Origin of the sequence: Burkholderia sp. RS01 (assembly GCF_039748055.1) — a bacterium.
GTDB lineage: Bacteria > Actinomycetota > Actinomycetes > Actinomycetales > Micrococcaceae > Arthrobacter.
Genome location: NZ_JBDLAK010000017.1, coordinates 1 through 23,442, shown reverse-complemented (window position 1 = coordinate 23,442; position 23,442 = coordinate 1). Strand labels below are relative to the sequence as shown.

At 65.0% G+C, this 23,442-nt stretch carries 27 protein-coding genes and 2 pseudogenes; 15 read left to right on the top strand and 14 right to left on the bottom strand.

What is annotated here, in order from left to right; translation table 11 throughout:
- Window positions 1-45: 45 nt before the first annotated feature.
- Genes ABFP37_RS15750 through ABFP37_RS15735 form a run of 4 tightly spaced genes read right to left on the bottom strand, consistent with a single transcriptional unit; the run spans window position 46 to window position 3,139 of the window.
- The gene (locus ABFP37_RS15750; protein WP_347034118.1) at window positions 46-447 is read right to left on the bottom strand and encodes a flavodoxin; all 402 of its coding nucleotides are present in this window, start codon (window positions 445-447) and stop codon (window positions 46-48) included.
- A complete protein-coding gene (locus tag ABFP37_RS15745) occupies window positions 447-1,304 on the bottom strand; it encodes an aldo/keto reductase (protein ID WP_347034117.1) in 858 nt (285 codons plus the stop codon). Before ABFP37_RS15745 ends, ABFP37_RS15750 begins: the two co-directional genes overlap by 1 nt.
- Before the next feature lie 25 nt (window positions 1,305-1,329).
- Window positions 1,330-1,740 (bottom strand): cupin domain-containing protein, encoded by a 411-nt coding sequence (locus ABFP37_RS15740; RefSeq protein ID WP_078029665.1) that lies wholly within the window; start codon window positions 1,738-1,740, stop codon window positions 1,330-1,332.
- Between the two features lie 40 nt (window positions 1,741-1,780).
- Window positions 1,781-3,139, bottom strand: a complete 1,359-nt coding sequence (locus ABFP37_RS15735; protein ID WP_347034116.1) for a DHA2 family efflux MFS transporter permease subunit — start codon at window positions 3,137-3,139, stop codon at window positions 1,781-1,783.
- A 139-nt stretch (window positions 3,140-3,278) separates the two neighbouring features.
- On the opposite strand from ABFP37_RS15735, the gene ABFP37_RS15730 reads away from it, so the two are divergent.
- From ABFP37_RS15730 to ABFP37_RS15720, 3 genes are all read left to right on the top strand, one after another.
- The gene (locus ABFP37_RS15730) at window positions 3,279-4,211 is read left to right on the top strand and encodes a helix-turn-helix transcriptional regulator (protein WP_347034115.1); all 933 of its coding nucleotides are present in this window, start codon (window positions 3,279-3,281) and stop codon (window positions 4,209-4,211) included.
- A gap of 306 nt (window positions 4,212-4,517) precedes the next feature.
- A complete protein-coding gene (locus tag ABFP37_RS15725; protein WP_347034114.1) occupies window positions 4,518-4,739 on the top strand; it encodes a hypothetical protein in 222 nt (73 codons plus the stop codon).
- A gap of 183 nt (window positions 4,740-4,922) precedes the next feature.
- Window positions 4,923-5,735 (top strand): SDR family NAD(P)-dependent oxidoreductase, encoded by an 813-nt coding sequence (locus ABFP37_RS15720; protein ID WP_347034113.1) that lies wholly within the window; start codon window positions 4,923-4,925, stop codon window positions 5,733-5,735.
- A 205-nt stretch (window positions 5,736-5,940) separates the two neighbouring features.
- Here the strand turns inward: ABFP37_RS15720 and ABFP37_RS15715 are convergent, their stop codons facing one another.
- Window positions 5,941-6,333 carry a VOC family protein gene (locus tag ABFP37_RS15715; RefSeq protein WP_347034112.1) on the bottom strand — a complete coding sequence of 131 codons (393 nt, stop codon included), beginning with the start codon at window positions 6,331-6,333 and terminating at the stop codon, window positions 5,941-5,943.
- Between the two features lie 257 nt (window positions 6,334-6,590).
- On the opposite strand from ABFP37_RS15715, the gene ABFP37_RS15710 reads away from it, so the two are divergent.
- Entirely contained in the window at window positions 6,591-7,376 is a 786-nt protein-coding gene (locus tag ABFP37_RS15710; RefSeq protein ID WP_347034111.1) for an alpha/beta hydrolase, read from the top strand.
- A 38-nt stretch (window positions 7,377-7,414) separates the two neighbouring features.
- Window positions 7,415-7,825: a GNAT family N-acetyltransferase gene (locus ABFP37_RS15705; RefSeq protein ID WP_347034110.1), complete on the top strand. Its 411-nt coding sequence runs from the start codon at window positions 7,415-7,417 to the stop codon at window positions 7,823-7,825.
- 309 nt (window positions 7,826-8,134) lie between these two features.
- On the opposite strand, the gene ABFP37_RS15700 is transcribed toward ABFP37_RS15705, so the two are convergent.
- From ABFP37_RS15700 to ABFP37_RS15670, 7 genes are all read right to left on the bottom strand, one after another.
- Window positions 8,135-8,665 carry a hypothetical protein gene (locus tag ABFP37_RS15700; RefSeq protein ID WP_347034109.1) on the bottom strand — a complete coding sequence of 177 codons (531 nt, stop codon included), beginning with the start codon at window positions 8,663-8,665 and terminating at the stop codon, window positions 8,135-8,137.
- Window positions 8,666-8,853: 188 nt separating this feature from the next.
- A complete protein-coding gene (locus ABFP37_RS15695) occupies window positions 8,854-10,347 on the bottom strand; it encodes an aldehyde dehydrogenase family protein (protein WP_347034108.1) in 1,494 nt (497 codons plus the stop codon).
- 22 nt (window positions 10,348-10,369) lie between these two features.
- Window positions 10,370-11,257, bottom strand: a complete 888-nt coding sequence (gene dapA / locus ABFP37_RS15690; RefSeq protein WP_347034107.1) for a 4-hydroxy-tetrahydrodipicolinate synthase — start codon at window positions 11,255-11,257, stop codon at window positions 10,370-10,372.
- Window positions 11,258-11,310: 53 nt separating this feature from the next.
- The gene (locus tag ABFP37_RS15685; protein WP_078029688.1) at window positions 11,311-12,702 is read right to left on the bottom strand and encodes an NAD(P)/FAD-dependent oxidoreductase; all 1,392 of its coding nucleotides are present in this window, start codon (window positions 12,700-12,702) and stop codon (window positions 11,311-11,313) included.
- 72 nt (window positions 12,703-12,774) lie between these two features.
- Window positions 12,775-14,130 (bottom strand): MFS transporter, encoded by a 1,356-nt coding sequence (locus ABFP37_RS15680; RefSeq protein WP_078029672.1) that lies wholly within the window; start codon window positions 14,128-14,130, stop codon window positions 12,775-12,777.
- Window positions 14,131-14,483: 353 nt separating this feature from the next.
- Entirely contained in the window at window positions 14,484-15,203 is a 720-nt protein-coding gene (locus ABFP37_RS15675) for a cache domain-containing protein (RefSeq protein WP_347034106.1), read from the bottom strand.
- 1 nt (window position 15,204) lies between these two features.
- On the bottom strand, window positions 15,205-15,981 hold the full coding sequence (locus ABFP37_RS15670) for an FCD domain-containing protein (protein ID WP_078029674.1): 777 nt from the start codon (window positions 15,979-15,981) through the stop codon (window positions 15,205-15,207).
- Between the two features lie 251 nt (window positions 15,982-16,232).
- On the opposite strand from ABFP37_RS15670, the gene ABFP37_RS15665 reads away from it, so the two are divergent.
- From ABFP37_RS15665 to ABFP37_RS15655, 3 genes are all read left to right on the top strand, one after another.
- A complete protein-coding gene (locus tag ABFP37_RS15665; protein ID WP_347034105.1) occupies window positions 16,233-17,213 on the top strand; it encodes a helix-turn-helix transcriptional regulator in 981 nt (326 codons plus the stop codon).
- Window positions 17,206-18,060, top strand: coding sequence for an SDR family oxidoreductase (locus ABFP37_RS15660; RefSeq protein ID WP_347034104.1), 855 nt, complete (start codon window positions 17,206-17,208; stop codon window positions 18,058-18,060). Before ABFP37_RS15665 ends, ABFP37_RS15660 begins: the two co-directional genes overlap by 8 nt.
- A gap of 313 nt (window positions 18,061-18,373) precedes the next feature.
- A complete protein-coding gene (locus tag ABFP37_RS15655; protein WP_347034103.1) occupies window positions 18,374-18,952 on the top strand; it encodes an adenylate kinase in 579 nt (192 codons plus the stop codon).
- Between the two features lie 94 nt (window positions 18,953-19,046).
- Here ABFP37_RS15655 and ABFP37_RS15650 read toward each other — a convergent pair whose 3' ends face one another.
- Window positions 19,047-19,382 carry a hypothetical protein gene (locus ABFP37_RS15650; protein WP_347034178.1) on the bottom strand — a complete coding sequence of 112 codons (336 nt, stop codon included), beginning with the start codon at window positions 19,380-19,382 and terminating at the stop codon, window positions 19,047-19,049.
- Between ABFP37_RS15650 and ABFP37_RS15645 the strand changes: the two genes are divergently transcribed.
- The 4 genes and pseudogenes from ABFP37_RS15645 to ABFP37_RS15630 all read left to right on the top strand — a co-directional run bounded on the left by ABFP37_RS15645 (window position 19,339) and on the right by ABFP37_RS15630 (window position 21,705).
- Entirely contained in the window at window positions 19,339-19,803 is a 465-nt protein-coding gene (locus ABFP37_RS15645; protein WP_347034102.1) for a zinc-binding dehydrogenase, read from the top strand. The genes ABFP37_RS15650 and ABFP37_RS15645 overlap by 44 nt on opposite strands.
- Before the next feature lie 64 nt (window positions 19,804-19,867).
- Window positions 19,868-19,981: pseudogene (locus tag ABFP37_RS15640) on the top strand (shikimate kinase); the annotation flags it as partial.
- A gap of 359 nt (window positions 19,982-20,340) precedes the next feature.
- The gene (locus tag ABFP37_RS15635; RefSeq protein ID WP_347034101.1) at window positions 20,341-20,811 is read left to right on the top strand and encodes a hypothetical protein; all 471 of its coding nucleotides are present in this window, start codon (window positions 20,341-20,343) and stop codon (window positions 20,809-20,811) included.
- Between the two features lie 132 nt (window positions 20,812-20,943).
- A complete protein-coding gene (locus ABFP37_RS15630; protein ID WP_347034100.1) occupies window positions 20,944-21,705 on the top strand; it encodes a hypothetical protein in 762 nt (253 codons plus the stop codon).
- Between the two features lie 17 nt (window positions 21,706-21,722).
- Here ABFP37_RS15630 and ABFP37_RS15625 read toward each other — a convergent pair.
- Window positions 21,723-21,911, bottom strand: a pseudogene (locus tag ABFP37_RS15625) (hypothetical protein); the annotation flags it as partial.
- Window positions 21,912-21,988: 77 nt separating this feature from the next.
- Between ABFP37_RS15625 and ABFP37_RS15620 the strand changes: the two are divergent.
- The 3 genes from ABFP37_RS15620 to ABFP37_RS15610 all read left to right on the top strand — a co-directional run.
- Window positions 21,989-22,453 (top strand): helix-turn-helix domain-containing protein, encoded by a 465-nt coding sequence (locus tag ABFP37_RS15620; RefSeq protein ID WP_347034099.1) that lies wholly within the window; start codon window positions 21,989-21,991, stop codon window positions 22,451-22,453.
- A gap of 47 nt (window positions 22,454-22,500) precedes the next feature.
- Complete coding sequence (locus tag ABFP37_RS15615; RefSeq protein WP_347034098.1) at window positions 22,501-23,178, top strand: IS3 family transposase; 678 nt, start codon at window positions 22,501-22,503, stop codon at window positions 23,176-23,178.
- Between the two features lie 30 nt (window positions 23,179-23,208).
- Window positions 23,209-23,442 (top strand): site-specific integrase (locus ABFP37_RS15610; protein ID WP_347034097.1); only part of this gene is annotated, 234 nt, incomplete at its 3' end.

The window sequence follows — 23,442 nt, the reverse complement described above, 5'->3', positions numbered from 1 at the left end:
GTGGGATGGGTGGGGCAGGCCGGGCGGCAGGTTGCCCGGGTGTGACTAGCTTTCAACGAAGCCGGTGCGGCGTAGCCAGGATTCGATGTCCGCGGCAGCATCTTGGACTTCCTCACCCCGCACGGCTAGTCCTTCACCGATGGTCGCCCCTGGACAGGATCTGGCGTAGTCCTGCCCGGTGGTGCCGAGCCCGCTCATGGCGTAGGTGGTGACCGGGTGGATTGTTTTGCCGGTGAAGTCGTACCTATCGGCGAACGTTGTCATGATCATCGGTGCACGGACGCTCCAGATGCCGCTTGCCAGCAGCACGGTGTCGTACTGGTCGATGGATGGCAGACGGCCGGCCAAGGCCGGTCGGTCGTCCGCGTTTTGCTCGCGGACGTTGCGTGCGACGGTGGCGTCGTAGCCGCCAGAGCGCCGGCCAATGGTCCTTTGGCGGTTGGACATCAGGCGATCCTGCGTCCGCCCAACCAACTCACCATGGCGGGGTCACGGTGATCAAAGAAGAGGCTGGCACCGGTGTCCAGGGAGGCCATCTGGCTCATGTGCTCATCTGTGAGGGTGAAGCCGAAGACGTCGAGGTTCTGGGCCATCCGTTCCGGACGCACGGACTTGGGGATCACGACGACCTCGCGCTGGATGAGCCACCGGAGCACCACCTGGGCGACAGACTTGCCATGTGCCTCGGCGATGGCGCTGAGGACCGGATCGGTGAACAGGTTGTTGCGGCCCTCGGCGAACGGCCCCCAGGACTCTATCTGGACGCCGCGTTCGCGCATCAGCGCCTGATCAGTGGCGCGCTGGTGGAAGGGGTGGGTCTCGATCTGGTTGACGGCCGGGACGATCTCGTTGTGGTCGATGAGGTCGACAAGCCGGTCGGGGTGGAAGTTCGACACGCCGATCGCGCGGGCCAGGCCTTCTTTGTTGATTTCCTGCATGGCCCGCCACTCGCTGTAGTAGTCCCCGAGCGGCTGATGGATCAGGTAGAGATCGAGGTAGTCCAGTCCGAGGCGGCGGAGGGAGTTGTCGAAGGAACGCCTCGTGTCCTCTTCAACGCTGCCGCTGGGGGCGTGCTGGATCCAGAGCTTGGTGGTGACGAACAGGTCTTCGCGGGCGATTCCGCTCGCTTTGATCGCAGCACCGACGGCAGCCTCGTTGCCGTAGGAGGCCGCCGTGTCCAAATGGCGGTAACCGGCCGCCAGGGCGGCTTCGACGGCGGCCTGGGTTTCGTCGTCGGGGATCTGGAAGACGCCAAAGCCCAGGATCGGCATCTGGACGCCGTTGTTGAGTGTCACGCTGTTCATGGGGATTCCTTTGTTCGGTGAGTGCTTATCGGCCGGTTTGAATGTGGGCGGCTTCGTAGTCCAGGTCGCTGACGGGTTCCAGCCAGGTGGCGCTCTTCCCGTTGTCGTGCTCGACCATGGCGAGGTGGCACATCATGTTGTCCGGGGTTGCGCCGTGCCAGTGTTCCTCGCCGGGCGGGGTGTGGACCGTGTCTCCGGGACGCATGAGGATGACGCTGCCGTCCCGGGCGACGACGATCCCGATGCCGTCGGTGCAGTGCAGGGTCTGGCCCAGGGGGTGGGAGTGCCAGTTTGTCCGGGCACCGGGGGCGAAACGGACCATCGCGGCCACGAACCTGGAGGGAGCCTGGGCGTTGTGAAGCGTGTTGAGATACACGCCTCCGGTGAACCTGTCGCTAGGGCCTTTAGCCGTCGGGGTGGTGGGTATGAGCTGCATCTGTGCCTTCGTCTAATCGGGTGTCATTTGGTCATTAGAGTTACGGTTTTGCGTCCCGCAGCCGGACGGAGGTTGCGACGAGGATGAGGAGGATGACGGCGGTGGCGCCAAGGCCAATGCGGAGCCCATCCATGAAGCCGTGCCCGGTGAGTAGGGCGCCATAGATGGCGACGCCGAGCGAGCCGCCGACCTGCCGGGCGGTGTTGATGACTCCGCTCGCGGTCCCTGCGGTGTCCGCCGGCACGTGGTCCATGACGAGGGCGATAATCGGGGGCACGGTGAAGGATCCGCCGATGCCGACCGGGATCATGGTGAGCGCCACGAGCAGGGTGGGCACGTCGTCGGGTAGCAGCCACAGGCCGGCCAGGCCGACGGCCATGATCAGTTGGCCGGCGATAACCATGGCAACGTTTCCGTAGCGGGCCATCAGCCGGGCCGCCAGGGGGTTGAGGAGGGCGACAAGGCCGGTCATCGGCAGAAACAGGAGCCCGGCCTCCAGCGCTGTCGCGCCGCGTTGCTGCTGGAAGTAGAGGCTTTGGAGGAAAACGACGCCGTAGAAGGCCGCCATCGTGGCGGTCGCTATGGCCAGGGCGCTGGAGACCTTTCGCGAACGGATAAGGTCCAGAGGGACCATTGGGTGCCTCCCGCGGGCCTGCGCCATCAGGAATGCGGCCGCCGACCCGGCACAGACAGCGAACATGGTGAGGATTTCGGGTCTTCCATATCCAACCGCCGCGCCTTCGATGATGCCGTAGGTCAGGCTGGCCAGGGCAAGCACGGCGGTGATCTGCCCGAGCCAGTCAAAGGGCATCGGGCGCCGCCGCGACGGGGCGACGCGGGAGAGCACCAGGAGGGCGGCCGCCCCGACCGGAAGGTTGACGAAGAAAATCAGCCGCCAGTCGATCTGGGTGAGAACGCCGCCTAGCACCGGACCCGCCGCTGCGGCGACGGAGCCGCCCAGGCCCCAGTCCACGATGGCCCGGCCGCGCTGGGCCGCGTCATGGTAGGCCTCACGGATGAGCGCCAGTGAGCTGGGCGTGATCATCGCCGCGCCGATGCCCTGCAGGATGCGGCCGGCGATCAGGGCCGGGAGACTCGGGCTGAATGCGCATGCGGCGGATGCGGCGGTGAACAGGATCATGCCGAGGCCATAGGCGCGCCGGTCCCCCGTCCGGTCGGAGAGCGTCCCGGAGAACAGTTGAAGGGCGGAAAACATCAGGGTATAGCCGGTGACTATCCATTGCAGTCCGGATAGGCCGCCGCCAAGGTCGTTTCTGATCTCGGGCAGGGCGACGTTCACGATCTGGGTATCGAGGGCGACAACGAAGAAGCCCAGCATGGCTAGCGCCAGCGAAGCGCGCGGACGGGTCACGGTTGTCGTAGGGCTGACAGCCGACACGGACATGGTGTCCTTTCGGGCGAGGGGGAAACTGGACTCCTTCAAGAAAACCAGCCCATTCCTGCGCGTGGGAGTTCCTGCTGTGCGGTGTACTGCCAGTTCCTGTTAGGGATCACCTTGCCGCCGTAGCGTAGAGGTCATGGAGAACAGCAAAGACGCCCGCGAGTTCCTCATGAGCCGGCGGTCGCGCATCACACCGGCCCAGGCCGGGCTGCCCGCTTACGGCGGTACGAGGAGGGTGGCCGGCCTCAAGCGCGAGGAAGTGGCCATGCTCACCGGCGTCAGCACCGAATACTATGCCCGGCTTGAAAGGGGGAACCTGCGGGGAGTCTCCGAGAGCGTCCTCGAGTCCCTCGCCGGCGCCCTCCAGCTCGACGAGGCTGAGCGAGCCCACCTGCTTGACCTGGCCAAGGCCGCCGCGCCGTCGCGGGTATCAGGAACGCGTCGGGTCCGGGCAGAACTGCGCCCCAGCATTCAACGGATCCTGGCCGGGATGACAGGCACGCCGGCATACGTCCGCAACTCACGCATGGACATCGTGGCAGCCAACAGCCTCTGTTTCGCCCTCTATACGGACATCCTCTATACGGACATCCTCGGCCCCGACACCCTGCCACTGAACCTCGCCCGTTTCATGTTCCTGGACCCACGATCCCAAGACTTCTTCCTCGAATGGAGCGCCATCGCTGATGACCTCGCCGCCGCGCTCCGAACCGAAGCGGGACGCAACCCGCGCGACAGGGCTTTGAACAGCCTGATAGGCGACCTCGCAACGGGAAGCGCGGAATTCTCGACCCGCTGGGCACGGCACAACGTCCGCTTTCACCGCTCAGCCCGGAAGACGCTGCACAACCCACTGGTCGGCGACATCGAACTCACAGGCGATGCACTCGAACTCCCCGGCGAGGGTCTGACCCTTATCGCTTACACCGCCGAACCGGGAAGCCATGCCCAGGAACAACTCGACTTCCTCACCAGCTGGAGTACCACCAACCAGCGTCCGACCGAATCAGCTCCGGCCAGCCCGCACACCGCACCGACCAGGCCATCCGCAGGTGACTCGAGAGACTAGCCGAGCGACTAAAAGCGCTCACGAACGCGCGTGAGCCACTCGGCAAATAGGGCTTGAACGAGGTCGGGTTGCTCGTGCAGCAGAGCGTGGCCGGCGCGATCGAGTACGGCAAACCTAGCGCGAGGGTAGTGCTCGACCAACTCCCACGGGCCTGTGTACCCGGCCGTGGCATCCTGCCGACGACACAAGGACCTCGTGCTGAGGAATGTCGCGAGTATGCGCGCCAACCGGGCAGATCAGAGCTAGCCCGACAGCCTGATCAGCTCTGCGATTCGCAATCGCACGGGCCAAGAACCCACCGTAAGAGTGACCAATGACAAAAAACGGTTCATCACCAATGGTGCTGTCGATAAAGCCAAGGAGAATGTCCAGGACGTCATCGTTGCTCGTGATCGTCCCGGCTGCCGGGGTGCGGCCCATCCCCGGCAGGTCGGGATACAGTCGCCGAACGCCAGGCACGCTGCTGAATATCGGTTCAAGAGCGCCGGAGATCTCCCTGTGATCCACCCCGGCCCCGTGCAGAGCTAGAACCGGCGTGCCGCTGCCGTACTCGGCGTAATGCACAGGCACTCGCTGACCATAGCTTCCATCCAGCCAGTGTAAAAGGCGGGCGCGGTCATGCGGGGTCGAAGCGAGGGTGCGTGCGCTGCCGGCCCAAGCCGCCCGGCGTATCATGGGTCGCGAAACTCAAGGTAAGCGGGGGCGCTGAGCATGACCGACGATCGAGAACGCAAAGAAGCGCCGGCCGGGAACGTTGCGCTCGTGACCGGTGCGAGCCGAGGCGTAGGCCGCGGCATCGCACTCGGCCTTCTGGCGGCCGGGTTTCGCGTTTACGGCACGGGCCGTTCGATCGACCAGGCGGACTTGCCGCAGCAGATACGGCGCCTGCGCTGCGACCATCTCAAAGATGAAGAGACGGTGCGCGTCTTTGAAGCGATCCGGTCTGACACTGGCCGCCTCGATCTCCTCGTCAATTGCGCCTGGGGCGGCTACGAGAGGATGGTCGAAGACGGCGTGTTCACGTGGGCTGCTCCGTTTTGGGAACAACCGCCGCATCGCTGGACCGGCATGATGGACGCCGGCGTTCGGGCGGCGTTTGTGTGTTCCGCGCGCGCGGCGGGCATGATGACGCCACGGCAGAGCGGCCTGATCATCAACATCAGCTTCTGGGCGGCGCAGCGTCACCTGGGCAACACCATCTACGGCATCGCCAAAGCAGCGACCGACAAGATGACGTCCGACATGGCCGTCGAGCTGAAGCCGTTCGATATCCCGGTCATCTCGCTGTACCCCGGTCTGGTTCGAACTGAGGCCGTCCTGGCAGCGGCGAAAAGCGGGGCGTTCGATCTCTCGACCAGCGAAAGCCCTGAATTCATCGGCCGCGTGATCAATGCGCTGTTCCACGATCCGAACCTGATGTCGCGGACCGGCCAGGTGCTTGTTGCCGCCGCGGTGGCGAAGGAGTTCGGCGTCCTGGACACCGACGGAAGTTCGCCGCCGGCGCTGACACTGGCGGACATCTAGGACTGTCAGACCAACGCCGCACGAATGCTCCTGTCTCCCTCAGCCGAATCACGAAGCTCTTGCGCCAGGCTCCGTTTCCAGGCTGCCGAGGAATTGCACATTCGCAGGTTCTGACCTGCGGTCTCTGATGATGGCCTGGAGACCATCCTCGAAGTCCGCGCGTCGTGACTACTGCTCGTAAGCCGGGGAGGGAGCCGGGCCGTACCTATGTGCCTGCGGGCTGGAACAACTCCACCACGTTGCCGGACGGATCTTCCAGCAGGATCTGCTGACCGCCCGGACCCTTGACGATGTCGTTCCGGAACGTCAGGCCGGCGGCGCGCAGTTGCTCCACCTCGGCCGCGACATCGCTCACGATCAGATGGATACGGTTCCATCCTCCCGGCGCCGGCACCGCGCCGTCGGGCATTGGCCGGCCTGCCGAGCTAGTTGGCCCGCTCAGCAGAAGCCGCAGTTGGCCGCGTGCGACGTCGGCGAAGGCCGGTGCGGCGCTCATCCTGAGGGTGAATCCGAGGTGCTTTGTGTAGAAGTCGATTGCCGCATCGACGTCGTGGACCATGTATCGGACGCTGACCATGTCAGTATCGGCGTTGGGCATTTCTAGATCCTCTCCGAACTCTTGGCCGGCGGCTGCTTCGGCCCCGGATCGGCGATGCTCCAGTGCACCACGGTCCATCCAGACAGATCAATCAAAGAATTGTGATTGATCTGTCGACGCGTCCGACGGCGGCCGGCCGGCGCTGTGGGGGAGCGGCACCCGACGCATGCGGACGGCGGCGGAACGGCCCGCCGTCGTCCGTTTTGCAAGGCGACTGGGCCCTTTTTCGTCGATAGCGGCCGGGGTTAGGATGCCGTGTGACCTTCACTCACGGTTTCGCGGACAACGACGGCCTTCGCATGTATTACGAGGTCCACGGCCCAGCGGTGCGCGGCAGGCCGCCGCTGCTCCTCATCCCGGGCGGCGGCTCCACCATCGGCACCAACTTCAGTGAAATCATCCCGCTGCTGGCCGGACAGCGCCAGGTGATTGCCGTTGAGGAGGAGGGCCACGGCCGCACCCAGCCCACCAGCCGCCCCCTCACCGCGGAGAACTCCGCCGGCGACGTCCTCGCTGTTCTGGACCAGCTCAACGTGGAATCGGTGGATGTGCTGGGATTCAGCGCCGGCGGTCACACCGCCATGGCTCTCGCACTCGCGCACCCCGCCAGGGTCCGGCGCCTCATCGCCGCCTCCACCTTTGCGGGACGCGATGCCGTGCCGGACGCGTTCTGGGAGGGCATGGCCAAGGCCACCCTCGACGACATGCCGGACACCTACAAGGTGGCCGATCGCTTCATCAACCCGGAACCCGGCCACCTGGAGCGGCTCTTCGAACTGGACCGGCAGCGCATACTGAACTTTGCCGGGTGGTCCGACGGCGAGCTGGGCACCATCGCTGCCGCCACGCTGGTGATGAGCGCCGACCGCGACGTCGTCACCGCCGCGTATGCCGCGCGGATGGCCGGCGCCATCCCGGGCGCACGCCTGCTGATCGTCCCCGGCGGCCACGGCGATTACCTCGGCGAGCAGGCCGCCAGCGGCGGCGACCTCCGGACGATGCACGCCACGGTCCCGTTCCTGCTGCGCTTCCTCGACGAGTAGCGGGCCGCCGTCGCGGGCTCCAAGCGAGGGCATCTGCAATGCCGGTCAGCATGACGGTCACCTTTGAATGGCGTGGAGCGGTTCGGAACGAAGAAATCAATCAGCTGCACGCGGAAGGCTTCGATCATGCCTATGTTGAAGACGATTGGACTGACATGCTCCAGCGCCTCAGCCTGGGGTGGGTGACCGCGCGGGACGATCGGGGCCTCGTGGGCTTCGTCAACGTGATCTGGGACGGTCAGGTACACGCGTTCATCGAAGACACCCTGGTGGCACACCGTGCCCGCAGGGAGGGCGTCGGGAAAAGACTGCTCGCCGTTGCAACAGAGCATTCCAGGGCAGCGGGGTGCGGGTGGCTTCATGTTGATTTCGATGACCACCTGAGGAGCTTTTACATCGACGCATGCGGTTTTCGTCCCACCAGTGCTGGACTAATCCAACTGCGGTAGCCGGGAAGGACAGCAAGAACCGATCATGTGCATCCTTCGACCTAGACCCAGGCTTAATTCCGCGCCGCCGGGACCGTGCTTAAGCTGGAGGGCGGCCGCGGAACGGTGTGGAGAGTGACCGCTTTGGGTGGGGTGAAGAGGACGCTGCCCTGCCGGTCGCGGTTCCCCATATCGGAGAACTGCTGAGCGTGCGGCGGCCGGTGTCCGACGCCCCTGGCATCAATCATGGGGATCTGACCGGGAATGTCTTGTTTGATTCCTCTCTTTCGCCGGCCGTAATCGATCTGACCACCGGGTGACCGACCGATCCTAGTCAGCCGGTTCGGTGGTCCATCCGGTGAGCGCCAAGAGATCAGCGGTGATCTCCCTGACGCTGCGGTTGTCCGTGGGGCATCGATGGACCCATTCGGGTGTCAGGAGTTCAAGTTCCCTAGCGGCGGCTTTGCTGCGGTCAAGATGTTCCTGAAAGTCGCTCCCCTGAATACGCCCGCGCAGCCGGGCTGAGGATGTCTCATCGGTGGCCGTCAGCAGAACGGCGGTAATTCTGGGTACGTCTCCCATGGCTGCCGCCAATTCCTGGGTGAATCGGACGCTCACGGTGTTCGTGTAGATCATCCGCCGATAGCCCAGATCCCGGTAGTTTTCCCAGATCGCGGCCAGATTGCGCTCCGCCAGGTGGTCCTCCCAAGGAGGCGGGAACGCCAGGTCGAGGCTGTCCCCTTCGATCACGCAGTGTTTAATTCTCAGGGCGGCGAGCTGGGCATGGAGTTCAAACGCCACGGAGCTCTTCCCGACGCCCGAGCGGCCGCCGACGAAAAGAACCTCGCTCTGCATGTTCATCTCTTGAGTATTGTGCAGCGGGGGCAGGATGGGCTGGTGACTTCCGAGGATGAGCGACTCTTTCTGACATATGTCCAACATGCGCCTGCCCGTCCTTTCGTTGTGGGGGAGCGGCACGCAAAGTAAACGGACGACGGCGGGATGTCCCGCCGTCGTCCGTTCCCCTTACGCGCTGACTGCTCAGGCAGCTAGCCGCGGTTGTACATGACGTGTTTGGTGCGGGAGAAATCCTCGAGGGCATAGACGGAGAGGTCCCGGCCGTAGCCGGAGCCCTTGAAGCCGCCCCACGGCAGTTCGTTGGCAATGACCAGGTGCGAGTTGACCCAGACGGTACCGAAGTCCAGCCGGCGGGGAGCGGAAAGCGAGCGGGCAGAGTTGGTGGTCCACACCGAGGCGGCGAGGCCGTACGGGGTTTCGTTGGCCCGGGTGATGGCCTCCTCGTCGCTGCTGAAGGTCTCCACCGACACCACCGGGCCGAAGATCTCCGTGCTCGTGATCGCGGCACCGACAGGCACATCGGTCACCACAGTGGGTTCGATGAAATAGCCCGGGCCCTCGATGGCGTTGCCTCCGACGGCGACCGTCAGGCCTTCATTGCGGACGTCGTCGAGCGCGGCCAGGACCCTCTCGTAGTGGGCTTTGGAGATCATGGAACCCATTTCGACGTCGCTGCCCGCGCCGGGAGTGCCGACGGAGACCTCACTGACCTCCCGGACGAGAAGTTCGGTGAACTTCTCTGCGACCGATTCATGGACCAAGACACGGCACGCCGAGCCGCATTCCTGCCCGCCGTTCCAGAACCCGGCCGAGCGGACGCCCTTCGCGGAGGCTTCCAGATCGGCGTCGGCGAACACGATGACGGGTGCTTTGCCGCCGAGTTCGAGGTGCACGCGCTTGACGGTTGCGGCTGCGCTGGCGGCGACCTTCTGGCCGCTGCCCACGCTTCCGGTGATCGCGACCAGGTCGACGTCGGGGTGTTCCGAGATCCGGTTTCCCACCACCCGGCCGGGGCCCGTGACGATGTTCAGGACACCGGCCGGGACCTCCGCGGCGATGAGCTCGGCCAGCTTGAGGGTGGTCAACGGGGTCTGCTCTGAGGGTTTGAGCACCAGGGTGTTGCCGGCGGCCAGGATCGGGGCGATTTTCCAGGCGGCCATCAGAAGCGGGTAGTTCCACGGGGTGATCACCCCGACGACTCCCACCGGCTCTCGGAGCATCACCGAGGTGTGGTTTTCTGCGTAGTCGCCCGCGCCGGGTGCGGTGAAGGCGCGGGCAGCGCCGGCGGAGAACCTGAAGATGTCAATCGCGCTGGAGATATCGTCTTCGGCCACGGCATCCGGTTTGCCGGTGTTGGCGGCTTCGAGGGTTTCGAGAAGTTCGCGGTTGGCCTCAATGATCTCCGCGATGCGAAGAAGGACCGAGGAACGGTCCTTGGGCGTCTTCGCTGCCCAGTCCGCCTTGGCCGCCACGGCAGCCGCCACGGCGGCGTCGACGTCCTCAACGGAACCGGCGGGAACCCGCGCGATTACTTCTTCAGTGGCCGGATTGACCACATCGACGGTCGCATCCGAACGGGACGCGGTGAACGCCCCGCCGATGAACTGGCCGAAAGGAGGGAGGGAAGGCGCGGGCGTCTCTGGCGCTCTGCGGACGGTGAACAATGCTGTGTCTGTCGCGGTCATTGTTTTTCCTCGAGTCCTGTCTTTACTTCTGGTTCAGGGCAGCCAGGGCGTGCTGAACCCGTGCGAGGTCCTCGGCGCTGAGGTCGGCGGTGGGGCGCCGTGGCGAACCGGCCGGAAGGCCCTGCAGGGCGAGGCCGGCCTTGACGGACGGGATGAACGGAACAGAGAGCAGCGCGTCGATGACCGGGTACAGCCGCTTCCACAGTTCAAGAGCGCCCGCGAGGTCGCCATCGGCGATGCGGCGGCTGACGGCGACGATTTCGTTGGGGACGACGTTGGCGGTTCCGGCCATCACACCGGCCGCGCCTTCGGCAAGGGCGCTGTAGATGTAGGCATCCCAGCCGATGAAGGTGCCAATGACGTCGCTGTGGTGGTGGATCAGCTGGAGCGCCTGTTCCCAGTTCGCGCTGGAGTCCTTGATGTAGCGGATGTTATCCACGTCCTCGGCCAGCGCGCGGACCGTGGCCGGATCCAGGTTGACGCCGGTGACGGCCGGGATGTTGTAGAGCATCACCGCAATGTTCACGGACCGGGCCACGTCCTTGATGTAGGTGACCGTTTCCTCCAGGGACAGCGGCTCGTAGTACGGCGGGATCAGCATGAGCACGTCCGCCCCGGCCTTCTCGGCCGCCTGCGACAGCCGGATTGCCTCGGCTGTGGAGGTGGCGCCGGTCTGGGCGATGACCGGCACGCGGCCGTTCGCCTGCTCGATGACCGTGTCGATGAGCAGCAGCCGCTCCTCGGACGACAACGCGCCCACCTCGCCCGTCGATCCCGCCGCCACGACGCCGTCGACCCCGGCGTCGATGGAGCGGTCCACGATGCGCCGCAGGGTGTCGACGTCGATGGCGCCGTCCTGGTCAAAGGGCGTGGACAGTGCGGTGAGGACACCTGTGAGTTGCTGTGACATGGTGGGTTGTTCTCCTTGGTGATGTTGGTTCTTGGGCGGGCACAGGCGCCAGATCAGGTGCCTGTGGCGAGGTGCAGGGTGGGGACTGCGGCTCGCTGCTTGTCCGTGGCCATCAGGCTGGCCGCTTCCTGGGCGGCCGAGAAGCCGGTGGTGATGGAGCTTTCGGTGTAGAGACTTCCGAGGAAGTCTCCGGCCAGGAACACGCGGTCCGTCCCCCGCATGAGCGTCGACTGGAGCTTGGCCCGGCCGGGGAAGCAGTACGGGGAAGCGACCTTCCACCGATCCGTCGTGGCCTCGACGACACTGTCGGCAAAGCCATGGCCGAGGACCTGGTCCAGATCGGCAAGGTGGGTCTGGATGACTTCCTCGTCGCTCTTCTCCAGCAGCGCGCGCCCCAGGCCGGCCGGCGAGAACGTCATGAAGCTGCCGCCGGGCTTCCGCACGGACTCCGAACCGCGGACGATGCTCGCCTGATTCAGGGCGATCGCGAACGAGCGCTTCGGCGCCGCGATGGCATAGATGTCGTCCCAGGGCCGTGCCGACGTCTCATTGGTCAGGAAGGCCGTGCTGACGTGCGGGCCGTACTTGATCCGGCTGAGTGCGCCGCGTAGGTCCTCCGGAAGGTCGACGCCGATTTTGTGCGACACATCAGCGGTGGTGGCCAGGACGACGGCACGGGCCTCTACCTGCCGCTCCACACCGCCCTGGCTGTACCGGACGACGACGGAGTTCTTCTTGTGCACCACTTCCTGCACGATGGCTCCGAGCTGGACCCGGTCGCCCAGGGCGGCGGCGATTGACTCGGTCAGGGTGGACGGGCCACCGACGATGCCCTGGCTGAGCCCCTGCCCGATGCCGAGCACCAGGCTGAAGTAGCCGATGCCGGCACCGGCGGAGATCTCGTTCATGTCACCGGCTGAGCGTGTGACAGTGGTCTTGAAAAGTGCTGCGGCATCTTCGGACAGGCTGCCGATGAAGTCCAGGAACGAGTTGTCATTCTCGAAGTCATAGATCCGCTGCTGGCGCATCGCGCCGGATTCGCCCGAGCGCTTCCTCACGACGCGTGTGTACTTGGCGACGCCGCTGACCACCTTCATGCCGGCCCGCAGGGTGTCGATCCGGGATGAAAGGGACATCGGAATGCGGAACGGATAGGTGGCGATGTGCCCCTCGCGGATGAACTTGCCGTTCATCGACAGGGCCTGCAGGGATCCGGGGATCTGGACGGCCGTCACGCCGACCTCGTTGAGCAAGGCATCGGTGGACGAGCCGGCACCGGCGAAGACGTGCCCTCCCCAGTTCAACCAGTAGGCACCCCGGCGCTCCGAGCGGATCCGCCCGCCGACACGCGCGTCCGATTCCAGCAGCACGGTGTCCCAGTGCCGCAGCCGCCAGGCTGCCGACAGGCCGGCGAGCCCGCCTCCAACGATGACTACGTCTTTCATGGTCTGGACTTCTTTCATTGTTGGCAGATCCACCGAGGGTGGTGGGCCGGATCTGCAGGGTAAGGTTGCGGACTAGTTCGCTACGGGCTGGCCCAGGGGGGCCGTCGTAGTGGCTTTGCCGGGCAAGGCGGCGGCCTCACCGAGTGTCATTCCCCGGGTTTCCGGCGCCCAGGCCATGGAGACAACCATGCCGATCAGCGTGACGACTCCGGCAATGATCATGGTGGTTCCGATGCCGAGCGTCGTCAGGGCCAGCGGGACCAGGTACGTGCCGACGGCGGCACCGATGCGGCTCAGGGATGAGGCCAGCCCGACGGCGGATCCGCGCACCTCGGTGGGGAACAGCTCGTTGGGGTACACCCACTGCATGATCTGCGTGCCGCCGATGAGCAGCGCGTAGGCGGCGAACAGCGTCATGATGATGATGGAGTCAACGTTGGGGAACAGCCCCATGGCGAGGAGAGCGAGGCCGCTCCAGAGGAAGCTGTGGATGATCAGGGGGCGCCGGCCCATCCGGTTGACGAGGAACACGGCCACGAGGCAGCCGATGAGGAACATCACCGTGATGGCCGCGGAGCCAATGTGTGCCAGGTCGCCGCCGAGGTTGAGGGCCGAAAGGATGGCCGGCCCGAAGGCGTACACGGCGAAGAGCGGGACGATGGAACAGGTCCAGAAGATGGTGATGAAGGCCATCCGCTTGCCGTAGCCGGATTTCAGGAGCTGGCCGACGCTGACGTTGCTGCCTGCTTCTTCGGGCAGATCGGCGAGGGTGACGTTGGGACCGTAGACGCGCTTGAGTACCTTGTTGGCCTCGTCGAGGCGGCCGACCTTCACCAGCCAGCGCGGCGACTCAGGTGTGCCCATGCGCAGCAGCACAATGATGAGGGCGGGAACGGCCGAACTGGCGAGCATCCAGCGCCATCCGTCCTCGAAAGTGAGCAGGAACTGGCCCACGATGTAGGCAACCGCGGCACCGACGAACCACATGGTGACGAAGGCCCCGAGCAGCGGTCCACGCCATTTTTTGGGTGTGAATTCTGCCAGCAGGGACGTGGCAATCGGGTAGTCGGCGCCCACGGCGAAGCCGATGAGCAGGCGCAGGATGATCAGCCAGAATGCGTCGTTGACGAAGGCCTGGGCGACGGAGCAGGCGACCAAGGCGATGAGGTCAACCGTGAAGAGCAGGTGCCGGCCGAACTTATCGGTCAGCCAGCCGCCCAGGAAGGCACCGAAGAAGATGCCGGCCAGGGCGGCTGCCCCAATCAACCCCTGTTCCGACGGTGAAAGGTTGAATTTGGTGGTGATCTGGATCATCGCCACGCCGATAATGCTCAGAATGTACCCGTCGACGAACGGGCCGCCGGAGGAATACAGAGCCAACTTCTTATGGAATGACGACAGTGGCGCGTCATCGACTACATGGGACATTGCTGTTCCTTTCGAAACCCGGACAGTCTGGCGATAAGCCCTCGGACGGAGGGCCGGGTGACCAAAAATCGGGGGAGTCTGAATTTGCTGGAGGGTCCCTGCCCGAACTCTGTCTTCTTCGGCAGCGGAGGGCGGGTTCCGCGGCTTTCTTGCGGTTGGAGAGGCGTCTGCCAGGAGCTGGTGTGTGCGCCTGGTCACACTTAAAAGATACATCATTGTATGATTAATGCAATAGCTTTTAGGGAACAGGAGAATTCTGAAGGGCAGCCATCGGTTGCTTTTGGGCGCAGCGCAACCCGGATTCCGGGGTGTGATGACGACGACGCTGCCCGGCTGCGTGCGGGGCAAACGCCTTACGGCTGGAGGCTGATGAGCTTCCAGGGCAGGCGGGTGGGGCTGCCCGGGGAGACGTCAAGCGAGGTCTCGGCCCGCTTCAGGTCTTCTTCCAGGAGCAGCGTGCCCGTGGCGATGCGCGCGTTGTTGGAGGCAATCACCCGGCCATTGGGCCCCAGCAGGACGACGGCGGGCTCGCGGAGCCGGAGCGCCCGGAGGAACACTCCCTCAAGCTTGGCGAGGGGTAGGTCGCAGCCGAGGACATGGATGCCCTGTGCGGTGTGGGCGGGAACGCAGAGGGTGATGATGTTGACATTGATGCCGCCGAAGTCGACGTAGGGACCGACTGCCACCGGCCGCCCGGTCGAGGAGGGAAGGGTGAACCACTCCCGGCCCGTGTAGTCGTAGTAGTTCAGCGAGTCCGGATTGAGGTCGTGCGTGACGAAGCGGGGGCCGCCTTTGGGCTGAGCCCGCCACCATTCCAGCCAATGCGGCGCCTCGGGGAGGCTCCCCGGGGCATAGGCGATCCCTGCACCGATGATGAGGTCGGAATGCAGCTCGATGATGTCGGCCAGCTCCTGCTTCAGGAACAGGTACTCGCTGCGGCGGGTGACTCCCGGCGCGGCCTCTGCGGCCGCAGTGACCGCTGCGGCGATCTTTTCCAGGTCGGCGAAGACGCCGTTGAGGCTGGAAGACAGGGTGCCGGCGGTCCGCTCAAGGGCTTCCATCATGGGCTCCACGTCACGCACCTTCTTCGGGCCGCATCGTCAACCTCAGATGCTGCTCAATCAAATATTCTGTCTCACTGCGGCTGTGATCCTCAGCGGCCCGGGCCGCGGCGTCGGCGTCCCGCTCCCTGATCGCATCGACGATCGCCAGGTGCTGTTCCACCAGGACGCCCTCGCCGCCGGGCTGGCCGGGATCGCCCCACCAAAGGGTCATCAGCTCGGCCTCAAGTTGAAGTGCCGCCGACGTGAGCCTGCTGGACTGCGAGGCGATGCTGATGGCCACGTGAAAGCGGCTGTCCATCCTGCGCCGGGCACGTTCATCGGTGGCTTCCCGGTGGCGCTTGACCAGGTCCTCCAGGTGCTCAACGTTTTGCGGATCTGCACGGCGGGCGGCAAGCCGGGCAGACATTGACGCGATGGCAGCCCCCAGGTCACCAAGGTCCCTGAGGGCTTCGGTGCTGGTGTCCCGGAGCTTGTGCCGCAACTGCGTATCCGTAAGTTCGATCTGGCGGCGGATGACGCTTCCGCCGCTGCGGCCCCGGCTGGTTTCGATCAGGCCCTTGGTCCGGAGGGCGGCAAGGGACTGGCGAAGGGTTATGGGCGAAATGCCAAGTTCCGCAGCGAGCGCAGACTCCGTGGGCAGCCTGTCGCCCTCGGTCAGGATTCCCATCAGGATCGCTGTTTCGATCTGGTAAGACACCTGGTCTGCGCGGCCGAGCCCTTCCGGCTCACTGCCGCGCAGCAGCAACAGAAGATCCAAGGCGCGAGTGGAGATTGCCGCACTTTGCATTCCGGGGCCTCCCTGCTGATAGGGCTCGGCGGGAATCCGCCGTCAGGCATTTTCCCTATTACCTTCAATCTTTGCACATTAGGGTTTTCGGCCGGGACTTTAGGGGAGCGGCGCGCAACGCCAGCGGACGACGGCGGGAGGTTGCCGCCGTCGTCCGGTCCCGGCGTGCTGCCCTGGCCGGCGTTCCGGCGGATTTGGGGGTGTCTGACAGACACTGCCACCGGCCGCTCCGGCTCCGTAGCGTGGTGGATGTGGACAGAAAAGAAGAAATCCGTGAGTTCCTGATTTCGCGCCGTGCGAAGATCAGCCCGGAGCAGGCGGGGATCTCCAGCTACGGGGAGCTGCGCCGCGTGCCGGGACTGCGCCGGGAGGAAGTGGCGCAGCTCGCCGGGGTGAGCGCGGATTACTACACGCGGCTGGAACGCGGCAGCCTGAGCGGCGTTTCAGACTCGGTCCTTGAGGCGGTGGCTTCTGCGCTCCAGCTGGACGAGGCCGAGCGGACACACCTGATGGACCTGGCGCGGACGGCCAACACACCGACGCGCCGGGCACCGCGCCGGCCACCGCAGCAGCGGGTCCGTCCCGGCGTGCTTCAACTCCTGGACGGCATGACCGGAGTGGTCGCCATGGTGCAGAACGGCCGTTCCGACGTGCTGGCCGCCAACCTGCTGGCCCGGGCGCTGTACGCGGAGGTACTCGACTCGGCCGCGCCTCCGGGGCAGGCCACGCCAGCCCGACTGCCGAACCAGGCGCGTTACATCTTCCTCGATCCTCGCGCCGGTGACTTTTATCCGGATTGGCCGGCGGTCGCCGCGACTGCGGTCGCGATGCTGCGCTTTGAGGCGGGGCGGAACCCCCATGGCCGGGAGCTGAACGAGCTGGTCGGGGAGCTGACCACGCGCAGCGGGCCGTTCGCCTCTTTGTGGGCCGGGCACGACGTGCGGATCCACACCACTGGGACCAAGCGCTTCCACCATCCGGTGGCGGGGGATTTGTCCCTCCAGTTCGAGACGCTCCATCTGCCCGGCGATGAAGGGCAAACCCTGTTCACCTTCACCGCTGAGCCCGGCTCCGCGTCCGAAAACGCGCTGGCGTTCCTCGCCAGCTGGGCGGCATCGCCTCCCGAACCAACCGCCGCCGGCGATCCTGCCGGCGGATCCACCGTCCCCGAGGCACGCGTCCAGGCGCAGCCCGGAACACCCAAGGGAAAGACAGAACCATCACATGACTAAGCAGAACAAAAGCAAGAAGGTCTGGTTCATCACCGGCGGCGGCCGCGGCATGGGCGTGGACATCGCCAAGGCGGCCCTTGCCGCCGGCCACGCGGTGGTCGCCACCGGCCGCAACCCGGAAAAGGTCACCCAGGCCGTGGGCGAAAACGAGAACCTGCTGGCCGTGAAGCTCGACGTCACCGACCCCGCCAACGCGGCGGCCGCCATCCAGGCCGCCGTCGAGCGGTTCGGCCGGATCGACGTGCTCGTGAACAACGCCGGCAACTTCTACGCCGGGTTCTTCGAGGAAATCACCCCTGCGGACTTCCGGGCGCAGATCGAAACCACCATGTTCGGGCCCATGAACGTCACCCGCGCTGCCCTGCCGGTGCTCCGGGCCCAGCGCTCCGGCCTGGTGGTCACGATCTCCTCGACCGCCGGCATCGCGGGCGGGGAGTTCCTCAGCGCCTACGCCGCGTCGAAGTTCGGCGTCGAGGGCTGGGCGGAATCCCTGGCCGCCGAGGTCGCGCCGTTCGGCATCCGCACCATGATCGTGGAACCCGGGTTCTTCCGCACTGAGCTGCTCACCCCGGAATCCACCAGCTACGCCGAATCCACCATCGGGGACTACGCCGAGCGCACCGCGCAGACAGTGGCCGCCTGGCAAAGCATGGACGGGCAGCAGGGCGGCGACCCGGCCAAGCTCGCCGACGCGCTGATTCAGCTGGCCGAGCTGGATGAGCCGCCGCTGCGCTTCGCCGCCGGCGCAGACGCCGTCGGAGTATTCGAAACCCGGGCCGCCGCTCTCAAGGAGCAGGCCGACGCCCACCGCGAACTGTCGAGCAACCTCGCGCACGAGGACGCCTGACGCAGTAGACAAAGGTCCTCGCACCGGAGGACGTCGCTGACGGCGTTGCCTACATGGTCACCCGGCCCCGGCGTGCCTCCATCGGCGAGCTGTGGATCATGCCGACTGACCAGGCCTGACACCTCGAGCCGGCCTGATTCCGGCCCGCGTCCCGCCGTCAAATGCCGCCGCATGCATCCTGGTCGCAACCTTTGACGCCCTAGCATGGGGCTGGCCGGCACTCGGAAACAGGCCCGGGCTCTTCCAGGGCCTGGCTGGAGACGGCAGCGCGCTTTCAGTAGCGGCACAACGAAGGGTTACTCGAATGACAAGAATGTTGATTATCGGGCCGCCCGGTTCCGGAAAAGGGACGCAGGCGGAGCGCATTTCGGAGCGCCTCGGCGTCGTAGCGATCTCCACGGGCGACATCTTCCGCGCCCATGTGAAGGGCGGAACGCCTCTTGGCATCGAAGCCAGGAAGTACATGGACGCCGGTGACTTCGTCCCCGACAGCGTCACGAACGAGATGGTGCGCAGCCGCCTCAGCGAGGACAACGTCGAGAACGGCTTCCTGCTGGACGGCTACCCGCGCACGGCCTGCCAGGTCGACTACCTGGACGAAGCCCTGGCCCAAGGCGGGCAACAGCTCGACGTCGTACTGCAGCTGACCGCCGATGACGAGGAGCTGGTGACCCGCCTCCTGGGCCGCGCCAAGGACACCGGGCGCAGCGACGACAACGAAGCCGTCATCCGGCACCGGCTGGACCTGTACCACGAGCAGACCGAGGCTGTTGTGGCCAAGTACGCCGAGCGCGGTGCGCTGACCCGGGTCGACGGCGCCGGCGGCATCGATGAAGTCACCAACAGGGTGCTGGACGCCATCGCCACGGCTCCCCTCGCCGGCAGGCGGTGATCCTGCACCACGGGAAACCGTGTGTGGCCAGGAGCTAAACGCAAACGGACGACGGCGGGAGGTCCCGCCGTCGTCCGTTCCCGCCGTACGACTGCTACGCCGGGATGACCCCTGAATCAGGCTGAAAGCCCCACGTCATCTTCCGGATGGTCTCGCGCTGCAGTCCGCTCAGGGCCGCGAGTTCGTAGTCATCCAGGACTCCCAGCCGGCGTGCCGCGGCCAGGAGGTTCAGCCGCTTTCCCTCAAGCGCTGCCTTTGTCTGCTCAAGCGCGGCCAGCTCGGACTTGAGCCGGCCAATTGCCGCAAGATGCTGCTCAGGGGGCACACCCGAGGGGAGCAAGTCCTCGGACGACGGGTCCGGGCCCATCGGGGCGCTGGCCGTCGCGGTGCTGAAGCGGGCCGGCGCGGCCCGGATCGTCGCGGTCGACATGCACGCCAAACCGCTCGAGATCGCCGCCGCGGTCGGCGCGGACGAGGTCCTGGCCGCCGGCGACGCGGAAGCGATCGCCGCCGTCGAGGCCGACGTCGTGATTGAATCCTCCGGGAACCACCACGGGCTGGCCTCCGCCATTGGGGGCGCCGCCCGCGGCGGGACCGTGGTGATGGTCGGGCTGCTGCCCACCGGCCCGCAGCCGGTCCTGATCTCGCTGGCCATCACCCGCGAACTGGACCTCAAGGGCTCCTTCCGGTTCAACGACGAAATCGATGACGTCATCGCCGCCCTCGCCGACGGCACCCTGCACATCGAACCCGTCATCACCCACGAATTCCCGGTCCAGGACGCCCTCGAAGCCTTAACCGTCGCCCGCAACTCCGCCGAATCCGGCAAAGTCCTGCTGAGCTTTGCATAGAGCTGCTGAACCCGCTGCCGCACGCATCGCCGCGGGCGGCAGGAACTATTCAAGGAAGAACATCATGAACACGAATCTGCCGCCCCTGGTTGTCATGGGCGTGTCCGGCTGTGGAAAGTCGACCATCGGCGCCCTGCTGGGGGAACGTTTGGTCGTTCCCTTCTTCGACGGGGACGACTTGGCGGTTTCTCACGGACGTCGCAACAGGGGTCTGCCTTGAACATACCTGCTGAGGCCGGGATCGAATACTAGTACTACTCCCGGAGTGACGTGTGGCCCTTCGGGTACCGTCATCGGGCAGTTTTGCAGGCGAGTCTTATCGGATGAGTAAGGCTCCGGATGCTGGCCTTCTCTAATGAAATCCTGGTCTGACGGGCGACCCCTGAGGGAGTGTCTTGCGGCACGGATTCTAAACCGGACAGCAGGACGTGCCGCAGCGGGGCAGCCGGAGTCTTGACAGCCGATTGCTATCAGGAATCATCGGTGGTGTCGCGAACGGGATGGGGCCACGCTGATGACAGACACAGGAGCTAAACAATGGGAACAATGATCGGCGCTGTGCACTCCATGGGGGGCGAGCCGCCTCGGCTCGAACGCGTGCTACTTCCCGAGCGGCATGAGTTCGAGGTGGTAGTTCCGGACGGCTCGGGGGTCCGGGGTTATGTGACCAGCTATGAGGTTTGGGACTCGTTTGTGCGGGTGAACGTGACTTTTATCGATCAACCGCTGCGGAGCGGGCGCGAAGACGCGCTCGTTCTACGGCTCTCAGACGGCACGTTCGCGAAGATGGTTCACGGGAATGGCGGCGGGAGTGACCGGTTCAGCGTTACGGGAATGGCGTTCGCCGGCCCGCTCGTCGCCCAGACTGCGACGCTCGGGCTCGGACGGGACCCGTGCAGACCCCCAGCGCCTCGCGTTGTCCAGGATACGCGAGGCGTGGTGCTGCCTGCTCGCGATCCTACCGAGGAGATGGTTTTCACACCGATCATGGACCTCGCGCTCCCGTAGCGGATCCGGCGGCGGGACTCACCATCCGTTCCCGTTATCCAAAATGGGGGAGCGTTGGCTTCTGGCGTCTCTTGCGGTCAGTGTTGGCTGGGCGTAACGTCCGCAGCATAAGGGTTGCCTTTGGAGGCCTCCATGCGTGTGCTGCTACGCCATTTCATCTCCATGACATCAGTCTTGTTCGTCTGCCTCGGCCTTTCGGCGTGCACCGTCGCCGAAGCGCCATCCCCCGCACCGACTACGGAGGCGCGATCCCCCGCACCGACTACGGAGGCCCGCACGGTCCCACCGTTGCCCACGGTCCCACCGCTGCCGGAGAGCGGCGACATCGAAGCTGGTACATACCTCGTCACCAGCTTCGCAGAGAATTTCGAGATCACCGTCCCGGACGGCTGGGTGAGTGAAGGCGGCGCCGGCGTGGGCAAGGACGACCCGGATCACCCGGATGAAATGGCGGTCTTCGTGGGTTGGTGGCCCTCCGACCATGTGCCGAGGGACGCATGCGCGTGGCAGGGCGCGCTCGTCGAGGTCAATCCATCGGCTAAGGCGTTCGTCGACGCGTTGACGGCCCAGACGTCAACGGTGAGCACCCCTCCCGTCGAGGTCGTGGTGGGCGATTACTCCGGCGTCGAGTTCGACCACTCTGTCGAGGGCGACGTGGATATCAAAGCCTGCGACAATGGTCAGTTTTGCGTTCACTCAGAATATTCGAACCTATGCACCCGCTGGTACTCGAGCGTCGCTGAGCGCGAAACCTACCGGGTGGTCAACCTGAACGGCCAGCGCGCTATGTTCTGGGTGGTCCAATTCCACGAATCGATCAATCCGGAGCTGACACGAGAGGCACGCGCCGTCTTCGACTCGATCGTGTTCAAGCTCCGACAAGTGACCAGCTGATGCGATAGGCGATCTCCTTACGGGACGGATGAACCAAGCGCTGCTAACTTGGCCGCTGCGTCGTGATAAGTCGCGAACTTGGCGGATGCACTGGACCAATTCAGCACAGCTCTGGGGCGGCTGTTGATCTCCGTTGCGGCGAAGAGGGCATCCGCCGGTTTGATGGTGCTTAGGTCATCTCCTTTCCGGAAGTACTGACGAAGTAGTGGAGTGGTCCCCGGAAGTTGGACATCCAATTTAGGATCCTTCTTCAGGGAGTAGTCAGATGTACTTAAGAAGCACGTTGAGTCACTCCGATGCCGTGTCGGCTATCGAGTTGTTCGAGCGAGGGCTGACTGCGAAATCCGTCGCGCTGACTCTTGATTTACCACCCAACCCCGTCCAAATGTTGTATGAACGATGGCAGGTTCGAGGATCCGGTGCGCTGATGACAAGAGACCGTAGGCAGTACGACATCGAGACCAAGCTCTTGATCGTGCGGCGTCATCTTCAGGGCGTGTCCGGACGCGTCCTGGCCAAGGAGTATGACCTTCCCTCTCCCGGCACCGTCACGAATTGGACGAGAATTTACCGGCGCGACGGTGAAGACGGCTTACGCCCGAAGAAACGGGGCCGGCCACCAGCCGATCGCGAGAACGCACTTCCCGAGAGCGAGGTCGAGCAACTCCGAAGGGAGAACGAGCGGTTACGTGCGGAGGTGGCGTACCTGGGAAAATTGCGGGCCTTGAGGGCACAGGAACGACGCTGAAAGTTCAAGCGATCGATGACCTCAAGGCCCACCATCGGTTACCGCTGTTGCTGCACCTGGCAAAGATTCCCCGGTCCACGTTCTACGACCACCGCAACCGGCTCACCCGGCCGGATCGGCACGCGAAACTCAAAGAAGCCATTCGTCAGGTCTTCACACAGGCGCGAAGCGCTTACGGGCATCGACGCGTCCTGGCGATGCTGCTGCGACAGGGATGGATAGTGTCGAAGAAGACCGTGCTGAAGCTCATGCGTGGGCTCGGCCTGCAAAGCCCGGTGCGTCGCCGGCGCAGATACAACTCCTTCCGCGGCGAGGTCGGTAAGACAGCTGATAACGTGTTGAACCGCCAGTTCGGGACCGCGGTCAAACACACCAAGTGGGCCACCGACGTCACCGAGTTCACGGTGGGTACCTCCAAGGTTTACGTCTCACCGGTCCTTGATCTCCATGACAACCGGATCGTCTCTGTCATGGCAGGTCCGTCTCCGAGCGTCAAAATGGTCACCGATGGCCTTCGCGCTGCGATCAGCGGCCTCGCTCCGAACGAGCGACCCCTGGTCCATTCCGATCAGGGATTTCAATACCGGCATCCGCTCTGGCAGGACACGCTCCGCGAAGCCGGACTGACTCAATCAATGTCCCGTAAGGGCACCTCCCTCTTAACCGGCTATTGTGATCGTTTCCCCAGGTCAGCGACACGCCATGCCACGGGGCCTTCCTTGTGATCTGGATCACTGCTGGTACACCTGTTCTTCATGAACAGCGATTGCGGTCTTTCGCTTGAGGAGCGTGACGGTGGCTGGGCGCTGGCAGGGCAGGTGGCGCCGCAGTTCAAGCTCGTGGATGAGTATCTTGCGTATCTGACGGACAGGAACTACTCGCCGAAGACGGTTCGTTCCTACGGGTACGACCTGCTGGCGTTCTGCCGGTGGCTCCTGACCGCCGGGCATCCACTGGCGGAGGTGAGCACGGAAGTGTTGCTTCGGTTC